The sequence below is a fragment of the Geobacter sp. DSM 9736 genome (genome assembly GCF_900187405.1).
GTDB lineage: Bacteria > Desulfobacterota > Desulfuromonadia > Geobacterales > Geobacteraceae > DSM-9736.
In genome coordinates this window covers 2,050,001-2,067,375 of sequence record NZ_LT896716.1, presented here as the reverse complement: position 1 = coordinate 2,067,375, position 17,375 = coordinate 2,050,001, and the positions used below count along the sequence as shown (strand labels likewise).

22 protein-coding genes (1 of these 22 cut by a window edge) are annotated in these 17,375 nt (G+C 50.8%); 19 read left to right on the top strand and 3 right to left on the bottom strand.

All coding sequences use genetic code 11. The annotated features are described in order from the left end of the window. Positions 1-3 precede the first annotated feature (3 nt). The 13 genes from rplR to rplQ are packed head-to-tail and all read left to right on the top strand — an operon-like array spanning position 4 to position 7,509. Positions 4-372 carry a 50S ribosomal protein L18 gene (gene rplR / locus CFB04_RS09335; protein WP_088535019.1) on the top strand — a complete coding sequence of 123 codons (369 nt, stop codon included), beginning with the start codon at positions 4-6 and terminating at the stop codon, positions 370-372. Between the two features lie 18 nt (positions 373-390). Next, positions 391-879, top strand: coding sequence for a 30S ribosomal protein S5 (rpsE, locus tag CFB04_RS09330; protein ID WP_088535018.1), 489 nt, complete (start codon positions 391-393; stop codon positions 877-879). 30 nt (positions 880-909) lie between these two features. Continuing rightward, positions 910-1,086: a 50S ribosomal protein L30 gene (rpmD, locus tag CFB04_RS09325; RefSeq protein WP_088535017.1), complete on the top strand. Its 177-nt coding sequence runs from the start codon at positions 910-912 to the stop codon at positions 1,084-1,086. Positions 1,087-1,106: 20 nt separating this feature from the next. Further along, complete coding sequence (rplO, locus tag CFB04_RS09320) at positions 1,107-1,547, top strand: 50S ribosomal protein L15 (protein ID WP_088535016.1); 441 nt, start codon at positions 1,107-1,109, stop codon at positions 1,545-1,547. 1 nt (position 1,548) lies between these two features. Next, positions 1,549-2,856 (top strand): preprotein translocase subunit SecY, encoded by a 1,308-nt coding sequence (gene secY / locus CFB04_RS09315; protein ID WP_088535015.1) that lies wholly within the window; start codon positions 1,549-1,551, stop codon positions 2,854-2,856. Then, complete coding sequence (locus CFB04_RS09310) at positions 2,856-3,518, top strand: adenylate kinase (protein ID WP_088535014.1); 663 nt, start codon at positions 2,856-2,858, stop codon at positions 3,516-3,518. The genes secY and CFB04_RS09310 overlap by 1 nt, the downstream gene beginning before the upstream one ends. Further along, positions 3,515-4,261: a type I methionyl aminopeptidase gene (gene map, locus CFB04_RS09305; protein ID WP_088535013.1), complete on the top strand. Its 747-nt coding sequence runs from the start codon at positions 3,515-3,517 to the stop codon at positions 4,259-4,261. Before CFB04_RS09310 ends, map begins: the two co-directional genes overlap by 4 nt. Positions 4,262-4,283: 22 nt before the next feature. Beyond that, complete coding sequence (rpmJ, locus tag CFB04_RS09300) at positions 4,284-4,397, top strand: 50S ribosomal protein L36 (protein WP_088535012.1); 114 nt, start codon at positions 4,284-4,286, stop codon at positions 4,395-4,397. Positions 4,398-4,421: 24 nt separating this feature from the next. After that, positions 4,422-4,790, top strand: a complete 369-nt coding sequence (gene rpsM, locus CFB04_RS09295; RefSeq protein ID WP_088535011.1) for a 30S ribosomal protein S13 — start codon at positions 4,422-4,424, stop codon at positions 4,788-4,790. 22 nt (positions 4,791-4,812) lie between these two features. Further along, positions 4,813-5,208 (top strand): 30S ribosomal protein S11, encoded by a 396-nt coding sequence (rpsK, locus tag CFB04_RS09290; RefSeq protein ID WP_088535010.1) that lies wholly within the window; start codon positions 4,813-4,815, stop codon positions 5,206-5,208. 32 nt (positions 5,209-5,240) lie between these two features. Beyond that, positions 5,241-5,867, top strand: coding sequence for a 30S ribosomal protein S4 (rpsD, locus tag CFB04_RS09285; protein WP_088535009.1), 627 nt, complete (start codon positions 5,241-5,243; stop codon positions 5,865-5,867). Positions 5,868-5,899: 32 nt separating this feature from the next. Further along, on the top strand, positions 5,900-6,922 hold the full coding sequence (locus CFB04_RS09280; protein WP_088535008.1) for a DNA-directed RNA polymerase subunit alpha: 1,023 nt from the start codon (positions 5,900-5,902) through the stop codon (positions 6,920-6,922). 32 nt (positions 6,923-6,954) lie between these two features. Further along, positions 6,955-7,509 (top strand): 50S ribosomal protein L17, encoded by a 555-nt coding sequence (gene rplQ / locus CFB04_RS09275; RefSeq protein WP_088535007.1) that lies wholly within the window; start codon positions 6,955-6,957, stop codon positions 7,507-7,509. A gap of 103 nt (positions 7,510-7,612) precedes the next feature. Here the strand turns inward: rplQ and mazG are convergent, their stop codons facing one another. Further along, the gene (gene mazG / locus CFB04_RS09270; protein ID WP_231934146.1) at positions 7,613-8,398 is read right to left on the bottom strand and encodes a nucleoside triphosphate pyrophosphohydrolase; all 786 of its coding nucleotides are present in this window, start codon (positions 8,396-8,398) and stop codon (positions 7,613-7,615) included. Positions 8,399-8,427: 29 nt separating this feature from the next. Further along, positions 8,428-9,543: a tRNA guanosine(34) transglycosylase Tgt gene (gene tgt / locus CFB04_RS09265; protein ID WP_088535005.1), complete on the bottom strand. Its 1,116-nt coding sequence runs from the start codon at positions 9,541-9,543 to the stop codon at positions 8,428-8,430. Positions 9,544-9,951: 408 nt separating this feature from the next. On the opposite strand from tgt, the gene CFB04_RS09260 reads away from it, so the two are divergent. The 5 genes from CFB04_RS09260 to ftsH all read left to right on the top strand — a co-directional run bounded on the left by CFB04_RS09260 (position 9,952) and on the right by ftsH (position 16,180). Beyond that, positions 9,952-10,617, top strand: coding sequence for a succinate dehydrogenase cytochrome b subunit (locus tag CFB04_RS09260; protein ID WP_088535004.1), 666 nt, complete (start codon positions 9,952-9,954; stop codon positions 10,615-10,617). A 9-nt stretch (positions 10,618-10,626) separates the two neighbouring features. Beyond that, positions 10,627-12,543 (top strand): fumarate reductase/succinate dehydrogenase flavoprotein subunit, encoded by a 1,917-nt coding sequence (locus CFB04_RS09255; protein ID WP_088535003.1) that lies wholly within the window; start codon positions 10,627-10,629, stop codon positions 12,541-12,543. Further along, positions 12,543-13,283 (top strand): succinate dehydrogenase/fumarate reductase iron-sulfur subunit, encoded by a 741-nt coding sequence (locus CFB04_RS09250; RefSeq protein WP_088535002.1) that lies wholly within the window; start codon positions 12,543-12,545, stop codon positions 13,281-13,283. Before CFB04_RS09255 ends, CFB04_RS09250 begins: the two co-directional genes overlap by 1 nt. A gap of 63 nt (positions 13,284-13,346) precedes the next feature. Further along, positions 13,347-14,267: a CRISPR system precrRNA processing endoribonuclease RAMP protein Cas6 gene (cas6, locus tag CFB04_RS09245; RefSeq protein WP_088535001.1), complete on the top strand. Its 921-nt coding sequence runs from the start codon at positions 13,347-13,349 to the stop codon at positions 14,265-14,267. A 62-nt stretch (positions 14,268-14,329) separates the two neighbouring features. Further along, on the top strand, positions 14,330-16,180 hold the full coding sequence (gene ftsH / locus CFB04_RS09240; protein ID WP_088535000.1) for an ATP-dependent zinc metalloprotease FtsH: 1,851 nt from the start codon (positions 14,330-14,332) through the stop codon (positions 16,178-16,180). Here the strand turns inward: ftsH and CFB04_RS18085 are convergent. Then, positions 16,174-16,338: a hypothetical protein gene (locus CFB04_RS18085; protein ID WP_088534999.1), complete on the bottom strand. Its 165-nt coding sequence runs from the start codon at positions 16,336-16,338 to the stop codon at positions 16,174-16,176. The genes ftsH and CFB04_RS18085 overlap by 7 nt on opposite strands. A gap of 65 nt (positions 16,339-16,403) precedes the next feature. Here CFB04_RS18085 and malQ point away from each other — a divergent pair, with 65 nt between their 5' ends. Beyond that, a protein-coding gene (gene malQ, locus CFB04_RS09230) for a 4-alpha-glucanotransferase (RefSeq protein WP_088534998.1) crosses the window boundary here: on the top strand, positions 16,404-17,375 show its 5' portion. 594 nt of this gene lie beyond the right edge of the window; the window shows 972 of its 1,566 coding nt (coding positions 1-972); it begins with the start codon at positions 16,404-16,406; the stop codon falls past the right edge of the window.

Below are 17,375 nucleotides of genomic sequence, written 5' to 3'. Positions count from 1 at the left end.
ACATTGAGTTCTCTCGCAAAAAAACAATCTGCCCGTATCAAGCGACAGGTCAGGGTCCGGAAAAAGATCCGCGGAACATCCGATCGTCCGCGGCTCAATGTCTTCAAGAGTGCGCGGCATATTTATGCCCAGCTTGTGGATGACACTACCGGTGCTACCCTCGTTGCCGCATCGACTCTTATCGAGGAAGTCACTTCCGGTCTGAAGTACACCGGCAATATTGAGGCGGCACGCAAGGTAGGTGCTGTCATAGCAGAGCGCGCCCTAGGCAAGGACATTAAGTCGGTGGTTTTCGACAGGAACGGCTTCCTGTACCACGGCAGAGTTAAAGCATTGGCCGAGGCCGCACGAGAGAAAGGGTTATCCTTTTAGGATACAAGGAGGCGATAATTGCTTAAGATCAATCCCAGCGAACTTAATCTGACGGACCGCGTCGTCCATATAAATCGTGTCGCCAAGGTCGTTAAAGGGGGGCGTCGCTTCAGCTTCTCCGCTCTTGTTGTGGTAGGTGACGGTAATGGCCATGTAGGTTATGGACTAGGCAAGGCTAACGAAGTCCCTGAGGCTATCAGGAAAGGGGTGGAGCAGGCGAAGAAGAATCTTATCAAGGTTCCTATCGTCGAAGGACACACTATTCCCTACGAGATCGAAGGGCACTTTGGAGCAGGCAAGGTTCTTATGATGCCGGCCTCTGCAGGTACAGGTGTCATTGCCGGCGGGGCAGCGCGTGCTGTATTTGAATCAGCAGGCGTAAATAATATTCTGGCCAAATGTCTCGGGTCGAACAATCCCCATAACGTTGTTAAAGCAGCTTTCGCCGGTCTGAAGAGCTTGAGGAGTCCGGAAGAGATTATGGCTCGTCGGGGCATGGCTGAGTAATTTAAGAATCATGCGAAGGAGTAACGGGTAATGGCAGAATTCAAGATAAAACTGATCAAAAGCCACATCGGGAAACCGCCCAAGCAGAAGGCGGTCCTCAATGGCATGGGGCTCAACAAGCTCAATAAAATAGTGGTATTACAGGATACCCCTGAGATTCGCGGAATGATCAGGAAGGTATCTCACCTGGTCAAAATCGAAGAGTAATCCCCTTGAGGTGCAAATAAATGGAACTCAACAGCATTAAACCGGCAGCAGGAGCATCTAAAAACAGAAAACGCATCGGCAGGGGTACTGGTTCCGGTCACGGCAAGACTGCTACAAAGGGTCATAAGGGACAAAAAGCCCGTAGCGGCGGCAGCGTCAAGCCTGGGTTCGAGGGTGGTCAAATGCCCATGCAGCGCCGTCTTCCGAAAAGGGGCTTCAATCCACTGGCCCGCAAGGAATATTCGCTCGTTAACTTGGGGCAACTGGACATTTTCGAGAGCGGCAGCAAGATAGATGCCGGGGCACTCATAGAAGCCGGCCTCATAAAGAGGATCGGTGACGGAATCAAGGTGCTAGCCAAAGGGGAACTTACTAAGGCACTTACAGTCAAGGCTCACAAGTTCAGCGCCACCGCCCGTGAGAAGATAGCTGCCGCAGGCGGAACCGTCGAGGAGATATAGTTTGCTCGAAGCCTTCCAGAACATCGTCAAGATTCCCGAGCTGAAAAAACGGGTCCTGTTTTCGCTGAGCATGCTGGCAGTGTATAGGATAGGATGTCATATACCTACACCAGGCATTGACGGACAGGCGCTCGCCCATTTTTTCAAACAGGCACAGGGCACCCTGCTCGGTTTGTTCGACATGTTCTCAGGCGGTGCACTTGAACGGCTGACCGTTTTTGCGCTTGGAATTATGCCCTACATCTCTTCTTCTATCATCTTCCAGCTTCTTACCGTTGTTGTCCCTGCGATTGAGAAGCTGTCAAAGGAAGGTGAGAGTGGTAGAAAGAAGATCATTCAGTACACCAGATATGGCACAGTGGTCCTTAGTGTTGTGCAGGCGCTTGGGATCAGTATTGGCCTGGAAAGCATGCGGGGCCCTGCTGGCGAGCTGGTTGTTCCGAATCCGGGGTGGGGATTCCGTCTCATGACTGTAATCACGCTCACTGCCGGAACTGCATTCATCATGTGGCTTGGCGAGCAGATGTCCGAAAAGGGTATCGGCAACGGGATTTCCCTTATAATTTTTGCGGGTATTGTCGCGCGGATCCCGACAGCTATAGGAAACAGCTTCCGCCTTCTCTCGGCGGGGCAACTCTCATTGTTTGTACTTCTCTTCGTATTGGCACTAATGTTTGCAGTCGTAGCAGGTATAGTTTTCGTAGAGCGTGGGCAGCGCCGTCTTCCCATACATTACGCTAAGCGTGTTGTAGGTTTAAAAACTTACGGGGCTCAAACTTCTCATCTGCCCCTGAAGGTCAATATGGCGGGGGTAATCCCTCCTATTTTTGCGTCTTCGATCATCGCTTTTCCGGCCACGATTGGAAATTTTATTAACATTCCATGGGTACAGACAGCAGCTAAGAGCTTGACGCCTGGTGCGTGGCTGTACAATGTTTTTTATGTTGCCTTCATCGTGTTTTTCTGCTACTTCTACACGGCTGTAACTTTTAATCCAGTAGACGTAGCTGAAAATGTGAAGAAGCATGGTGGCTATATACCAGGCATCCGCCCTGGCAAGGAAACCTCGGATTTTCTTGATAGGGTCTTGACGAAGTTAACCTTTGCAGGCGCAATTTACATATCGGTGGTGTGTGTTCTGCCGTCTATTTTAATTGGGAAGTTCAATCTTCCCTTCTATTTCGGTGGCACTGCACTCCTTATTGCTGTAGGCGTAGGGATGGACACGGTTGCGCAGATTGAGTCGCACCTCATAACTCGTAGTTATGAAGGGTTTATGAAGGGCGTGAAGATCAAGGGGAGGCGTTAGTGTGTAACTGCATTCTTCTTGGTCCTCCTGGTGCAGGGAAGGGAACCCAGGCTAAAATTCTGACGAAGAGGTTTGGGATTCCGCAGATATCTACCGGTGATATTCTGCGCGCCGCTGTAAAAGAACAAACTCCTATGGGCATCCAAGCGAAAAAGTTTATGGACGAAGGCGCGCTGGTCCCCGATAGTGTTGTTATAGGCATTGTTGAAGAGCGACTCGTTAAGCCGGACTGTTCTAGCGGATTTATACTTGACGGGTTTCCTCGGAACGTTGAGCAAGCAGATGCGCTTAAGCAGGTGCTTCTTCGGACCGGGAAAAGCATCGAGCATGTCATTTCAATATCTGTAGATAAGGAGGAACTGCTTTCCCGCATTACTGGAAGAAGAACCTGTCGTTCCTGTGGGAAAGGGTACCATATAGCTTTCGATCCTCCTGAGGTTCCCGATCGTTGCGGCGAGTGCGGAGGGGAGCTTTATCAGCGGGATGACGACCGTGAAGAGACAATACGTAAGAGGCTTGAGGTGTATGAGGAGCAGACGGCACCCCTTATAACCTATTACGGTCAGGAGTCCCTTCTGCGCAATGTACAGGGAACGGGCTCAATAGAAGATATACAAAGCGAGATTGTGGGTATAGTAGAGGGCAAGGGGCGCAACACGTGATCATTCTTAAATCTCCGGATGAGATTAAGAGGATGAAAATTCCGTGTAGAATAGTTGCTGAGACCCTTCAGGTCCTCAGGGAAAAGGCAAAACCTGGCATAAGTACACTTGAGCTTAATGATCTGGCCGAGCGGGAGGCGAGGCGCCATAAGGCGATTCCTGCCTTTAAGGGGTACAGTGGGTATCCTTTTGCTCTTTGCTGCTCCTTAAACGATCAAGTGGTTCACGGGATGCCAAACAATCATTTGCTGGCTTCCGGAGATATTCTGAGTATAGATTTCGGTGTCGTTTTTGACGGTTTTTACGGTGATGCGGCAATCACATTGCCGATAGGAAACGTTACCGAAAAGGCTACGCTCCTCATGAAGGTGACAGAGGAGTCTCTGGACGCCGCTGTAGCCGCTGCAAAACCCGGCAACCGTCTGTCCGATATATCCTACGCCGTCCAGAGTTATGTCGAGGCGCATGGCTTCTCTGTGGTTCGAGATTTTGTCGGGCACGGGATTGGGAAGGAGCTGCATGAGAGCCCGCAAATTCCTAATTTTGGTCTTCCTGGAAAAGGCGTTCGCCTGAAACCTGGTATGGTCTTCGCGATAGAGCCTATGATTAACGAGAAAGGTTCTGAAGTGAAGGTTTTAGATGATGGGTGGACAGCTGTTACGTGTGATGGTGGGTTGTCTGCGCATTTCGAGCATACTGTCGCCGTGACTGAGCACGGACCAGAGATACTCACGAAATTGTAAATATTCGGATTGAGAGGGAGTCATGAAGGTACGAGCATCAGTCAAAAAGATTTGCGTCAAATGTAAGATCATCAAGCGCAAGGGCGTCGTGCGGGTTATCTGCGACACTCCGAAACACAGTCAGAGACAAGGTTAATAGCAACCATCAGGAGGAACGGCATTGGCACGCATCGCTGGCATAGACTTACCAAGGAATAAGCGGGTTGAGATAGCGCTTACCTACATCTTCGGGATTGGTAGATCCACCTCCCAGAAAATACTTGCGGAATGTGGGATCGATCATAATACGAGGACCGACAATTTGACAGAGGCCGAAGTTGCGCGTATTCGTGACAACATCGATAAAAATCATAAGGTTGAAGGTGACCTGCGCAGGGATATTTCGATGAATATCAAGCGTCTTATGGACCTTGGTTGTTATCGTGGTTTGCGGCATCGCAAAGGTCTGCCTGTACGTGGACAGAGAACCAAAACCAACGCGCGGACCAGAAAAGGGCCGGCCCGCACAGTGGCTGGTAAAAAGAAATAGTTTATAGAAACCTGGAGGAATAATGGCAAGTCCGGCTAAGAAGATCGTTAAAAAGAAAAAAGAGCGCAAAAACATTCCCACCGGTGTGGCGCATATTCAGGCTACCTTCAACAATACGATGATCACTATTACCGACCCCGTCGGAAACGTCGTTGCGTGGTCGTCCTCCGGATGTAAGGGATTCAAAGGTTCTCGGAAGAGTACTCCCTTTGCCGCTCAGATTGCCGCCGAGGACTGTGCCAAAAAGGCCCAGGAGCATGGAATGCGCAGTGTTGAGGTCTACGTAAAGGGGCCAGGGTCTGGTCGTGAATCCGCGTTGCGGGCATTACAGGCAGCAGGGTTCAACGTGACATTTATCCGCGACGTTACCCCTATCCCTCATAACGGCTGCCGTCCGCCAAAACGTAGAAGAGTCTGATTCCCTGGAACATAGAGTAAAGGAGGTCGTAATTGGCTAAATATACAGGACCTTCCTGCAGGTTGTGCAGGAGGCAGAACATGGAGTTGTTCCTGAAGGGTGAGCGTTGCTACACCGACAAATGTGCCATCAAGCGTAGAAACTACGCCCCCGGGCAGCATGGACAGGGACGGGCTAAGGTTACCGATTATGGCGTTCAGCTTCGTGAGAAGCAGAAGGTGCGTCGGATCTATGGGATTCTTGAGAAGCAGTTCCGCGGGTACTTTGCTGAAGCTGATCGCATGAAAGGTGTCACCGGCGAGAATCTGCTGTCTCTACTTGAACGCCGCATGGATAATATTGTTTACAGACTCGGCTTTGCATCGTCTCGCGCTGAAGCCCGCCAACTAGTGAAGCACGGTCATTTCACCCTCAATGGTAGAAAGGCCACCATTCCTTCGATGCTCGTGCGTCCAGGTGATGTTGTTGAGCTGCGGGAAAAAAGTCGCAAAATTGTTGCCATCAATGAGTCCTTGGAAGGGGTTGTTCGTCGTGGCGTTCCCCAGTGGCTTGAGCTGCAAAAGGACGCATATCGGGGTTCCATCAAAGCGCTTCCGGTAAGGGAAGATATCACCATGCCGATTCAGGAGCAGCTTATCGTCGAACTCTACTCGAAGTAACAGATGACAACACCCCCTGAGGGAGGAAATACATGTATAAAAACTGGCGCGACCTGATCAGACCCAAAAAACTTCAGGCTGAGACGGAATCGTTAACGGATACGTACGGCAAGTTTTTCGCTGAACCTTTCGAAAGGGGATTTGGCACTACACTGGGGAATTCCCTTCGTAGGGTTCTTCTTTCGTCTTTGCAGGGTGCTGCCATTACTTCCGTTAAAATAAAGGGCGTGCTGCATGAATTCTCTGCCATCCCTGGAGTAACTGAGGATGTAACTGATATCATCCTTAATTTGAAAGGCGTTCGGCTTAAGATGCACGGTAATGATCCGCGCATCATCAGGATAGTTCATCGTGGTGAGGGAGTTATCAAAGCTGGAGATATACTCACGGACCCAAATGTAGAGATACTAAATCCCGATCATCATATAGCCACATGTTCCAAGGATGCCAACCTTGAGGTAGAGATGGTCGTGAAGATGGGGAAAGGGTATGTGCCTGCAGACCGTAACCGCGACGAGAAAGCTCCGGTTGGTACTATCCCGATAGATTCTATTTTCTCTCCAATCCACAAAGTCAATTTCGTCGTGGCTAATGCTCGTGTGGGACAGATAACCGACTACGACAAGCTGACGCTGGAGGTCTGGACCGACGGCAGCGTCCGGCCGGAGGATGCTGTTGCCTATGGGGCCAAAATTCTCAAAGAGCAGCTAACAATCTTCATCAACTTTGATGAGGAGACCGAGCTGGTCGAAGAGGCGGAGCCGGAAGAGGAACGGGAAAAATTCAATGAGAATCTCTACCGTTCTGTTGATGAATTGGAATTGTCAGTTCGATCTGCCAACTGCCTCAAGAACGCAGGCATTAAATTAATCGGTGAGTTGGTTTCGCGCACCGAAGCTGAAATGCTGAAGACACAAAATTTCGGCAGAAAGTCACTCAACGAAATCAAAGATATCCTTGGCGAAATGGGCCTTTCTCTCGGGATGAAGCTGGAAGGTTTCCCGGATCCCGAGATTATGCGCAGGATTCGCGGTGAGCGCAAGGAAGAAGAATAATCCGCTAGGGCTGAAGAAAGGAACCAGGGGTCATGCAACATAACAAAGCGGGAAGAAGGTTGGGGAGAACCACAAGTCACAGGGTTGCCATGTTCAGGAACATGGTCACTTCGTTTCTCAACCATGAGAAGATTACGACGACCGATGCGAAGGCAAAGGAGCTGCGTTCAATAGCCGAAAAGATGATCACTCTAGGGAAGCGTGGGGATCTCCACGCTATGCGCCAGGCTGCATCCTACATCCGCGACAAAAAAGTTGTCACCAAGCTTTTTACCACTATTGCGCCGCGTTACAAGGAGCGTCCGGGAGGATACACCCGTATTATAAAACTGGGCATACGCCCGGGGGATAACGCTCCACTGTCAATCATTGAGCTTGTCGAAGAGCAGGTAGAAAAAAAGCTGGCTAAAAAACCAGTGCCGAAGAAAGCTTCATCTGCCAAGACGCAAAAAGCTGAGACTGTGGCCAAAGCTGCCGTTGCTTCTGCAGAGCCTGTGGCTAACGCCGATTTGGCTACAGCGGAGGCGCCCGAGGTTGTGTCCAAAGTTGTAGAAGCTGAAGAGCAATGTGAGGCTAAAGCGGATTAACCTGCTTGGCTTCCCGCAGTTAGAGGCTCTATTCATACGGATAGAGCCTCTTTTATTATGGGCTTTAAAATGGAGTCTTGCGCGATGATGACGCTATAGATCATCAGCCTTTCTCTGCCAGCTTCGCTTCCACCCAGAGAATCTCCATCTCTTCAAGGGATGCTTCTTTCAGGTCGATGCCCCGTGTCTCAAGCATTTGCTCTATATAGGAAAAACGCCGCACGAAGCGGCTGATTGTACTCGTTAACGCACTTTCCGGGTCGAGTGAAAGGAATCTTCCAAGATTTACGACTGCGAATAGAAGATCGCCCAGTTCTGCCTCGATCATGGAATGGTCCGCTTGAGAAATTGCTTCCATCAACTCATGTAGCTCCTCGTGTACTTTGGCAATGACCTGATCTGTTTCATCCCAGTCAAAGCCAGCACGTGCCGCTTTTTCTGATATCTTTTGCGCTTTCAGCAGGGCAGGGAGGCCGGGAGGAACTCCTGAAAGGGCAGACCTTTTTTCTCCTCCTTTTTCTGCTTCTTTTATCCTCTCCCAGTTTTCTATCTGAGCGGCGCTGCTTCCAATCTTAAGATCACCGAATACGTGTGGGTGGCGCCGAATGAGCTTTTCGCAGATTGTCTCGATTACATCCTCGATCGTAAAAATGTCCTTTTCTGCAGCGATGGCAGCATGAAACACAGGCTGAAGCATCAGGTCACCCAGCTCCTCCTTAAGTTGCTCTGGATTGCCTGAATCTATCGCTTCAATCACCTCGTAAGTTTCTTCGACAAGATACCTTTTAAGGCTCTCGTGAGTTTGCTCTGCATCCCAAGGGCATCCACCGGGACTTCGGAGAAGTCTCATTATTTCAACTAGCCGGTAGAAATTTGTATTTTCATTCATTCTTGACTCCATCTAGGTTTTCGCATCTTCTACGCTTTATGCTCTCCTGCAAGATATGACTCTAGGAAGGAACGCTTGTATTCGGAGAAGCGCTGCTCTTCGATGGCGTTGCGAATGCCTTGCATCATAGTAAGGTAAAAGGTGACGTTATGAATGCTTGCCAGTATGGCGGAAAGAACCTCATTGGCAACGAAGAGGTGGTGGAGGTAGGCCCTTGTGAAGGTTTGGCAAGTGTAACAGCCGCAGTTCGGGTCAATGGGATAGAAATCACGACGGTATTTTTTGTTGGTCAGCCTGATTCTACCACGGTTAGTGAATAGCGTGGCGCTCCGGGCATATCGAGTAGGAATTACGCAGTCGAACATATCCATTCCACGTTCGACGCTCTCCAGAATGTCTTCGGGAAGTCCCACGCCCATGAGATACCGAGGTTTGTCTTCAGGAAGATGGGGGGCGGTGACACTGACAACCTGCTTTAACAGTTCCAGCCCTTCTCCTACACTTACGCCCCCTATTGCGTATCCTGGAAGATCGAGCCTTACAAGTTCCCGTGCGCACAACACACGGAGGTCCTCAAAGACGCTACCCTGTATTATTCCGAATAGTGCTTGGCTCTGGCTCTGATGAGATTCCTTGCACTGTTTTGCCCAACGAATGGTCTTGCGTGTAGAGCGCTCAGCGTAGGTTCGATCGCAGGGATATGGGATGCATTCGTCGAAGGCCATGATGATGTCTGCTCCCAAATCCTCCTGAATCTTCATTGCACTGGCAGGATCAAGAAAAACTTCTTCTCCCGTAACCTCATGTCTAAAGAAAACACCTTCCTCCGTGATCCGCTTGTTCGGTAGAGAGAAAACCTGGAAACCACCTGAGTCTGTGAGGATTGGCTTATCCCAGCCCATAAACTTGTGTAAACCTTCAGCCTTCTTGACGAGTGACTCGCCAGGGCGCAAGTGAAGGTGGTAAGTATTGCTGAGGATGATCTGAGCTCCTGTAGCCACTACCTGAACAGGGGTCATTGCCTTCATGGCGGCATGTGTAGCTACAGGCATGAAGATAGGCGTCTCAATAGTGCCATGGGGTGTAGTCAGTGTTCCGCGCCGAGCGGCTGTCTTTTTGTCCTTCTGGAGTAGTTTGAATTTCATGGCAGGCACTATAGCATTGTATGTCTAAAATTGCAGGCGGAATATACGTCACCTGAAGCATAGTGGTTTTGGAGCTGGCCGTCTCTAGCGCGCTAGAGCCATATTTATGGTTAACCAAGATCAATTTATTGTTGCATTTTGCTAAAACGACGTTTAGTATACAGTATACAATTCCCTAAATTGGAAATGTCTAATGTTTAAGCATTGTTTGGCTAACAAAGCTGATTCCGATAGTAATAACGCTTTCCCAAGGAGTGAAGACAATGCAAACATTTGCCAGTTGGCGCGGGCCCCCTGCCCATGCCCCCCGGAGTCGGTGCCCCAAAGGGTTTTTACCGACGGTAGTCATTCAAGGCGTACGGATTGCCCTTGTGGGTAATGCGCAAATAACAGTAAAGGGATGACATTATGCAACTACTTCAACACACGGTAGGACGTAAGATTCTGATGGCAATTACAGGCCAGCTCATGGTGCTTTTCGTTATTGTTCATCTGCTCGGTAACTCCTCTATCTTCATCGGGCCTGACGGCATCAACTCTTACGCAAAACACCTCCACGATCTTGGGCCGCTTGTTTGGGTTTTCCGCCTGGCGATGCTCGCCCTTCTGACTGTTCACGTATTCTTCGGGATACAGTTGACGCTGGAGAACAGCGCTGCCAATCCGGACGCTTATGCTGTAAAAAGCCGGATCAAGGCGAACTTTTCTAGTGAAAACATGATTTGGACCGGTGTTCTTCTTCTAGGGTTTATTGTCTATCATGTTCTACATTTCACAGCTCGAGTAACTCCCGATATCATCCAAGGGGTAGATGCACAGGGTCGTTTCGACGTATTCCGTATGGTGACCAACAGCTTCCAGATGGGGGGTATTGCCCTGATATACGTTGCGGCGATGGTTGTTCTTTTCTTCCACCTCAGCCACGGCATCCAGAGCTTCTTTCAGACGATGGGGTGGAGCAACGAGAAGGCACAGCCGGCATTCCAGAAACTCGGCAAGGTGCTTTCCATCATTTTCCTCTTAGGATACTCGTCAATTCCAATTTTTATCTTCGCCGGCATACTGAAAGGTTAGGGGGTTATAGTGATACTCGACGGAAAATGTCCAAAAGGACCGATCGAAAAAACGTGGGACAAGCACCGCTTCGAAATGAAGCTGGTTAATCCCGCGAACAAGCGGAAGTACAAGATCCTCGTAGTGGGAACCGGTTTGGCAGGTGGTGCTGCTGCTGCTAGCCTTGGCGAGCTCGGCTATAATGTCGAAGCTTTCTGCTACCAGGATAGCGCCCGCCGTGCGCACAGTATTGCTGCACAGGGTGGGATCAACGCCTCCAAGAACTACCCGAACGACGGTGACAGCATCTACCGGCTGTTCTACGATACCATCAAGGGGGGCGACTTCCGTGCCCGTGAAGCAGACGTCTGGCGCCTCGCTCAGGTGAGCAACAACATAATCGATCAGTGCGTGGCTCAGGGCGTTCCTTTTGCACGCGACTATGCGGGTTATCTAGATAACCGCTCCTTCGGCGGCGCGCAGGTCTCCCGTACCTTCTATGCCCGTGGCCAAACTGGGCAGCAGCTCCTCTTGGGCGCTTATTCTGCTCTTTCCCGCCAGGTGAAGGCAGGAACTGTGAAGCTCTTCCCCCGCGCAGAGATGCTCGACCTTGTTGTGGTCGACGGCGAGGCAAAGGGAATAACTGTCCGCGATCTCGTTACCGGCGAGATCCGCACGCATGTCGGGGATGCAGTCGTGCTCTGCACAGGCGGATACGTCAACGTCTTCTACCTGTCCACTAACGCAATGGGATGCAGCGTTACCGCTGCATGGCGTGCACACAAGAAAGGCGCGTTCTTCGCCAACCCCTGCTACACGCAGATCCACCCGACCTGCATTCCGCAGAGCGGAGAGCATCAGTCGAAGCTGACACTTATGTCCGAGTCGCTCCGGAACGATGGCCGTTGTTGGGTACCGAAGAAGAAAGAGGACCTTGGTAAAAACCCGAGTGAGATTGCAGAGGATGACCGCGACTACTACCTCGAGCGGAAGTACCCGTCTTTCGGAAATCTTGCTCCTCGCGACATCGCCTCCCGTGCTGCTAAAGAGCAATGCGACGACGGTCGCGGTGTAGGTCCGGGTGGCCGTGGTGTCTACCTCGACTTTGCCTCCGCAATCAAGCGCGTTGGCGAGCACACCATCAAGGAACGCTACGGCAATCTCTTCGAGATGTACGAGAAGATCACCGACGAGGACGCCTATAAGCGCCCGATGCGCATGTACCCGGCACCCCATTACTCGATGGGTGGCCTCTGGGTAGACTACAACTGCGAGAGCAACATCCCGGGGCTTTTCGTTCTCGGGGAGGCCAATTTCTCTGTTCACGGTGCAAACCGACTCGGCGCCAGCGCACTTATGCAGGGTCTCGCCGACGGCTATTTCGTTATTCCCTACACCATTGCCAACTATTTGGCGAAGATCACTCCTGGCAAGGTAAAGGCTGATAACCCTGAGTTCAAGAAGTCGGTGGAAAATGTGAACGCGGAGCTCAAAAAGCTGATCTCCATCAACGGCAAGCGCACCGTCAGCGACTTCCACCGCAGCCTCGGGAAGATCATGTGGAACAACGTCGGCATGGCCAGGAGCGAGTCCAGCCTGAAGCAGGCTCTTGCTGAGATTCCGAAGCTTCGCGAGGAATTCTGGCAGAACGTGAAAGTGTCAGGTTCGGGTGCCGAGTTCAACCAGCAGCTGGAGAATGCATGGCGCGTAGCTGACTTCCTTGAGTTCGCAGAGCTGTTGACCCGCGACGCTCTTAATCGAGATGAGTCGTGCGGCGGGCATTTCCGTGTCGAGCATCAGATGCCGGATGGAGAGGCAAAGCGCGACGACGAGAACTTCTGCTATGCGGCAGCATGGGAATTCAAGGGTGTCGGCACGGAACCCGAACTGCACAAGGAGCCGTTAACGTTCGAGAACGTCCATCTGGCGGTAAGGAGTTATAAATAATGAACCTGAAACTACACGTATGGCGCCAAAGCGGGCCGAACAAGCCGGGAAAACTGGAAGTCTACGACGCTCACAACGTAAGCCCAGATCAATCATTCCTTGAGATGCTCGATGAGGTGAACGAGGACCTGATCAAGCAAGGTAAGGATCCGATTGCATTCGATCATGATTGTCGCGAAGGGATCTGCGGGATGTGCTCACAGGTCATTAACGGGGTTCCCCACGGTGGCCAGGACAGGACGACTGTATGCCAGCTCCACATGCGCACCTTCAAGGACGGCGACAGTATCTTTATCGAGCCGTGGAGGGCCAGAGCTTTTCCGCTTATCAAGGATCTCGCCGTTGACCGTGGCGCCCTTGACAAGATTATTCAAGCAGGAGGCTACACCTCGTGCCACACCGGCGGTGTTCCTGATGGCAATGCAATGCTGATTTCCAAACCTGATGCGGATTATGCAATGGATGCCGCAGAATGCATAGGCTGTGGCGCATGCGTAGCAGCGTGTCCCAACGGCTCTGCGATGCTTTTCATGAGCGCTAAGGTTGCTCAGTTGGCAGTGTTGCCGCAGGGGAAGCCGGAAGCCGCACAGCGGGTTATGAGCATGACCCAGGAAATGCAGGAATGCGGTTTCGGAAATTGCACCAATCATTATGAGTGCCAAGCTGCATGCCCGAAAGGGATCAACGTAAAGTTCATCGCGAAGCTCAACCGCGAGTATCAGAAAGCAATCTTCAAGTAAGGCGTTTTTTGTCATGTGATCAGGGCAGAGATTTTTCTCTGCCCTTTTTTTTTAGAGGTGGGGATGGACTTATCGTTAGTTAAGGTGTTCCTCACGGCAGAGCTGCTCACAAATGTGGGAGATCAATTTATCTTGTTCTCAATGCGCGAGCAGTTCCAGGAAATATTCCGGCGCCTTTCGGGCTGCCCTTTCCAAAATTGCTGTCATTGTTCCGTTAAGTCGGACTGCGCCTATTTCAGGGCCTTCTCTCAGGATCTCAGTTCTGATGTCGAGGCTGTCAGAAAGCATCAGAAACCTCCTCTTCCCTTCGTTTTCGATATGCCCATTCTACCCCCTGCACCGAATCGGGGAATCACCTTTGAGATCGGGCTCACTCTCGTTGGCAACGCCATTAATGACTGTTCGGTATACCTTCGAGCCATGCAGCGTATGCTCGAACAGCTCGAACCTCATCCATCGATAAAAGCCGCATCTATCAATAAAGTTGAAACTGCAGGGTATCGGGGGGAGCGTTATCCGGTTCTGTCTGTTTCGGCTTCAGAAGGGCACTTGGACAATCTACAGGTGATGAGCCTTAAGGGCCTTGTAGCAAACGTTATATTTCCAGAAAGCCCTTTACGGTTGACGCTCCTAACGCCTTTGAGGATTGTACGGAAAGGTACTATATCACGTTATCTTGATGCATCAATGTTTTTGAGATCATTGCTGCGACGCATCAGTTCGCTGACTTATTATTATGGGGGTGTACAGCTAAACTATGATTTTCGGTGGCTTGCAGATCAGAGCGCGCAGGTCTCCTGGCTAAAGTCTGACTTCAAGTGGCGCGGATGGAATAGGAATGTTTCTGGCCTTGTCGGTAGTGGGCTCTTAGTGGGAGATTTTTATGACCTTTATCCCTTTTTGACAGCAGGCGAATATCTTCATCTTGGAAAAGGGGCTTCATTTGGTTTTGGGGCATATAGGCTCGGGAAGACAACTTCATGAGCTGCTATTGTCAACCAGGTGATTGTAGGTACACTGTATCTGGAGCGCGTTTGGGGGGATAGATGGGGCAATCGATATGGAAGCCGCTGTTGGTGATGTTAATCCTCATTGTCGTCTTCGACATATTTTATAGTGCCGTTTCACGTCAGGCATCAGGCCAGTCAGGTGAAATCAGCTATAGCCGCTTCCGCCAAGAACTCTCCGCCGATAATGTGAAGAAGGTTGTTTTTAAGGGAACTGCAGTAAAGGGGGAGTTCAAAACCAAAACAGCAGTCATTCCCGCTCAACAAGGAGGGGGTAAAGGTGAATTGACATCTTTTGTCACCGTGGTGCCTGCCATGGAGGACCCCTCGTTGATGCAGGAGCTTATGGCAAAAAAGGTTGATGTTGTAGCCACTCCCACAGAAACGTCTCCAATTGCCAGCATACTTCTCTATCTCCTCCCGTGGATATTCATTATTGGTGTCTGGTGGTTTGCCATGCGTGGTATGAGGTCTCAGGGACCCGGATCAATGCTTGGCGGTTTTGCAAAATCGGGTGCCAAGCTTTACAGCAGCACTGAACGGATAACCGTAACCTTCGCTGATGTTGCCGGAATGGAGAATACGAAACAAGAGTTGAAGGAGGTAGTGGATTACCTCCGAAATCCTAAGAAATTTCAGCGTATCGGCGGTAAGGTGCCAAAGGGCGTACTTTTAGTCGGCCCCCCGGGGACCGGGAAGACCCTTCTTGCAAGGGCAGTTGCCGGGGAGGCTGGAGTCGCTTTTTTCAGCATAGCTGCATCTCAATTCATCGAAATGTTTGTTGGAGTCGGGGCCAGCAGGGTACGCGACCTGTTTACAAATGCAAGAAAAGAAGCGCCGAGCATTATCTTTATCGATGAGCTTGATGCAGTCGGGAGAAGCCGTGGGGCCGGATTCGGTGGAGGTCATGACGAGAGGGAGCAGACACTCAATCAGCTTCTCTCCGAAATGGATGGTTTTGATCCTCACGAGGAAATGGTGGTGCTGGCGGCTACAAACCGTCCAGACGTGCTTGATCAGGCTCTCCTTCGTCCAGGACGGTTTGATCGCCACATCGTAATTGACCGCCCCGACTGGAGGGACCGGGAGCAAATCCTCAAGGTTCATACCAGAAAGATACCGCTTGACGAGGGGGTTGACTTAAGTGTCATTGCAAGAGGGACACCGGGGATGACTGGTGCGGAACTCGAGAACCTAGTCAATGAAGCTGCTATACTTGCGGCACGGGAGGATCTTCCCAAGGTGACTTCAGATCATCTGGAGAGGGCAAAGGATAAAATATTGATGGGTGGAGAGCGGCGCATGTTCATCAGCGACCAGGAGAAGCGTATAACGGCTTTACACGAAGCTGGACACACTCTGGTTGCAAAGCTGTTGCCTGGGACCGATCCGGTTCACAAAGTCACGATTATTCCCCGGGGTATGGCTCTGGGTGTGACGCAGCAGTTGCCGGACGACGATCGATATCATTACTCGAAGTCATACTTGATGAAGAGACTTAGCGTCGCGCTAGGGGGACGCGTTGCCGAACGACTTGTTCTCGGTGATCTATCGACCGGAGCACAAAATGATCTGAAGACGGTGACGGACCTGGCGGAAAAAATGGTTTGCCAGTGGGGGATGAGCGACAAAGTCGGGGCGATGACGTTCAGTCGGGGAGAGGAACACCCGTTTCTCGGACGTAAGCTTGCTGAGGAAAAGACATTTTCCGAGCAGACCGCGTGGCTCATAGATCAGGAAATAGCTTTAATCATTGCAAACGCCGAAAAGTGCAGCTCCGATATTATTTCGGGGAACAGAAGAAGGCTCGATGCGCTGGCAGAAGCGCTGCTCCAGGAGGAAACTCTCGATGGAGCACGGGTAGACGCCATAATCGCTTCCAATCAGTAGATGATGATATAGCCATGGTTCTGTGCAATCTTGGATATTTCAAGCGTATCTTTGATATGGTAGCTCTTTCCTTCGAGGGTAAAAACGTATCCCCCCATTCCGTCTGGTTGGGCGCTTTCAATCAGCGTTTCGAACATTGCAGTCTTTACCGTTTCCATAGGTTCTCCTGATTCTGCGTCGTTTCATTTTTTATTATCACAATTCCCTTCCTCCGCAAAGAGAGATGAGACCGGCGTTTTGCTTACAAGAGCACTTTAATATTTTCAAGACGGATAGATTACTGCAGAGAGAGGTATTCATGAAGATGAAACGAAAGAGCGGCATCCTGATGCATCCAACTTCCCTGCCCGGACACGGAGGCATCGGAACGCTCGGAGAAGAGACCCGCAAATTTCTGAAATTCCTTCACGAGGCAGGGCAGTCGCTTTGGCAGGTTCTGCCGCTAGGCCCCACAGCTTACGGCAACTCGCCGTACTCATGCTATTCCGCCTTTGCGGGTAACCCGCTCCTGATAGATTTGAATTCAGTTGCCGCAGATGGGGATCTCGAAGAACCTGTCCAGCCTCAGTTAGCAAGTGAAGATCGGGTTGACTATGCTGCTGTGGCGGCCTGGAAATATCCCTTGCTGAGCAGGGCTGCTCAGCGGTTTATCGAAGCTTCCGACTCGCATCACCTACAAGACTTTGAAGATTTCTGCGCGGATAATGTTTGGCTCGAGGATTATGCGCTTTTCATGGCTCTGAAGGAGCATTTTGAGGGAGCAGGCTGGAGCGATTGGCCTGAGGAAATTGCTCGGCGTTTGCCGTCTGCCATTGCGGAATATACCGACAAGCTTCGAACATCGATCCTTGTTCAGAAGTACATGCAGTGGCAGTTCTTTCGCCAGTGGCGTGAGGTCAAACGCTTCGCGAACGATCTGGGCATTGATATTTTTGGAGATATTCCTATTTTTGTTGCTTACGACTCAGCTGACGTCTGGGTTCATCGTGAAATTTTCAAGCTTGATGAACGCGGACTTCCTCTAGTAGTTGCAGGGGTTCCCCCGGACTACTTCAGTGAAACCGGACAATTATGGGGGAATCCGGTATACGACTGGGATGCCATTGCTGCAGATGGGTATTCATGGTGGATCCAGCGGCTGAGGAGTTCCTTGCAACTTTATGATCTTGTTCGGATAGATCATTTTCGTGGTTTT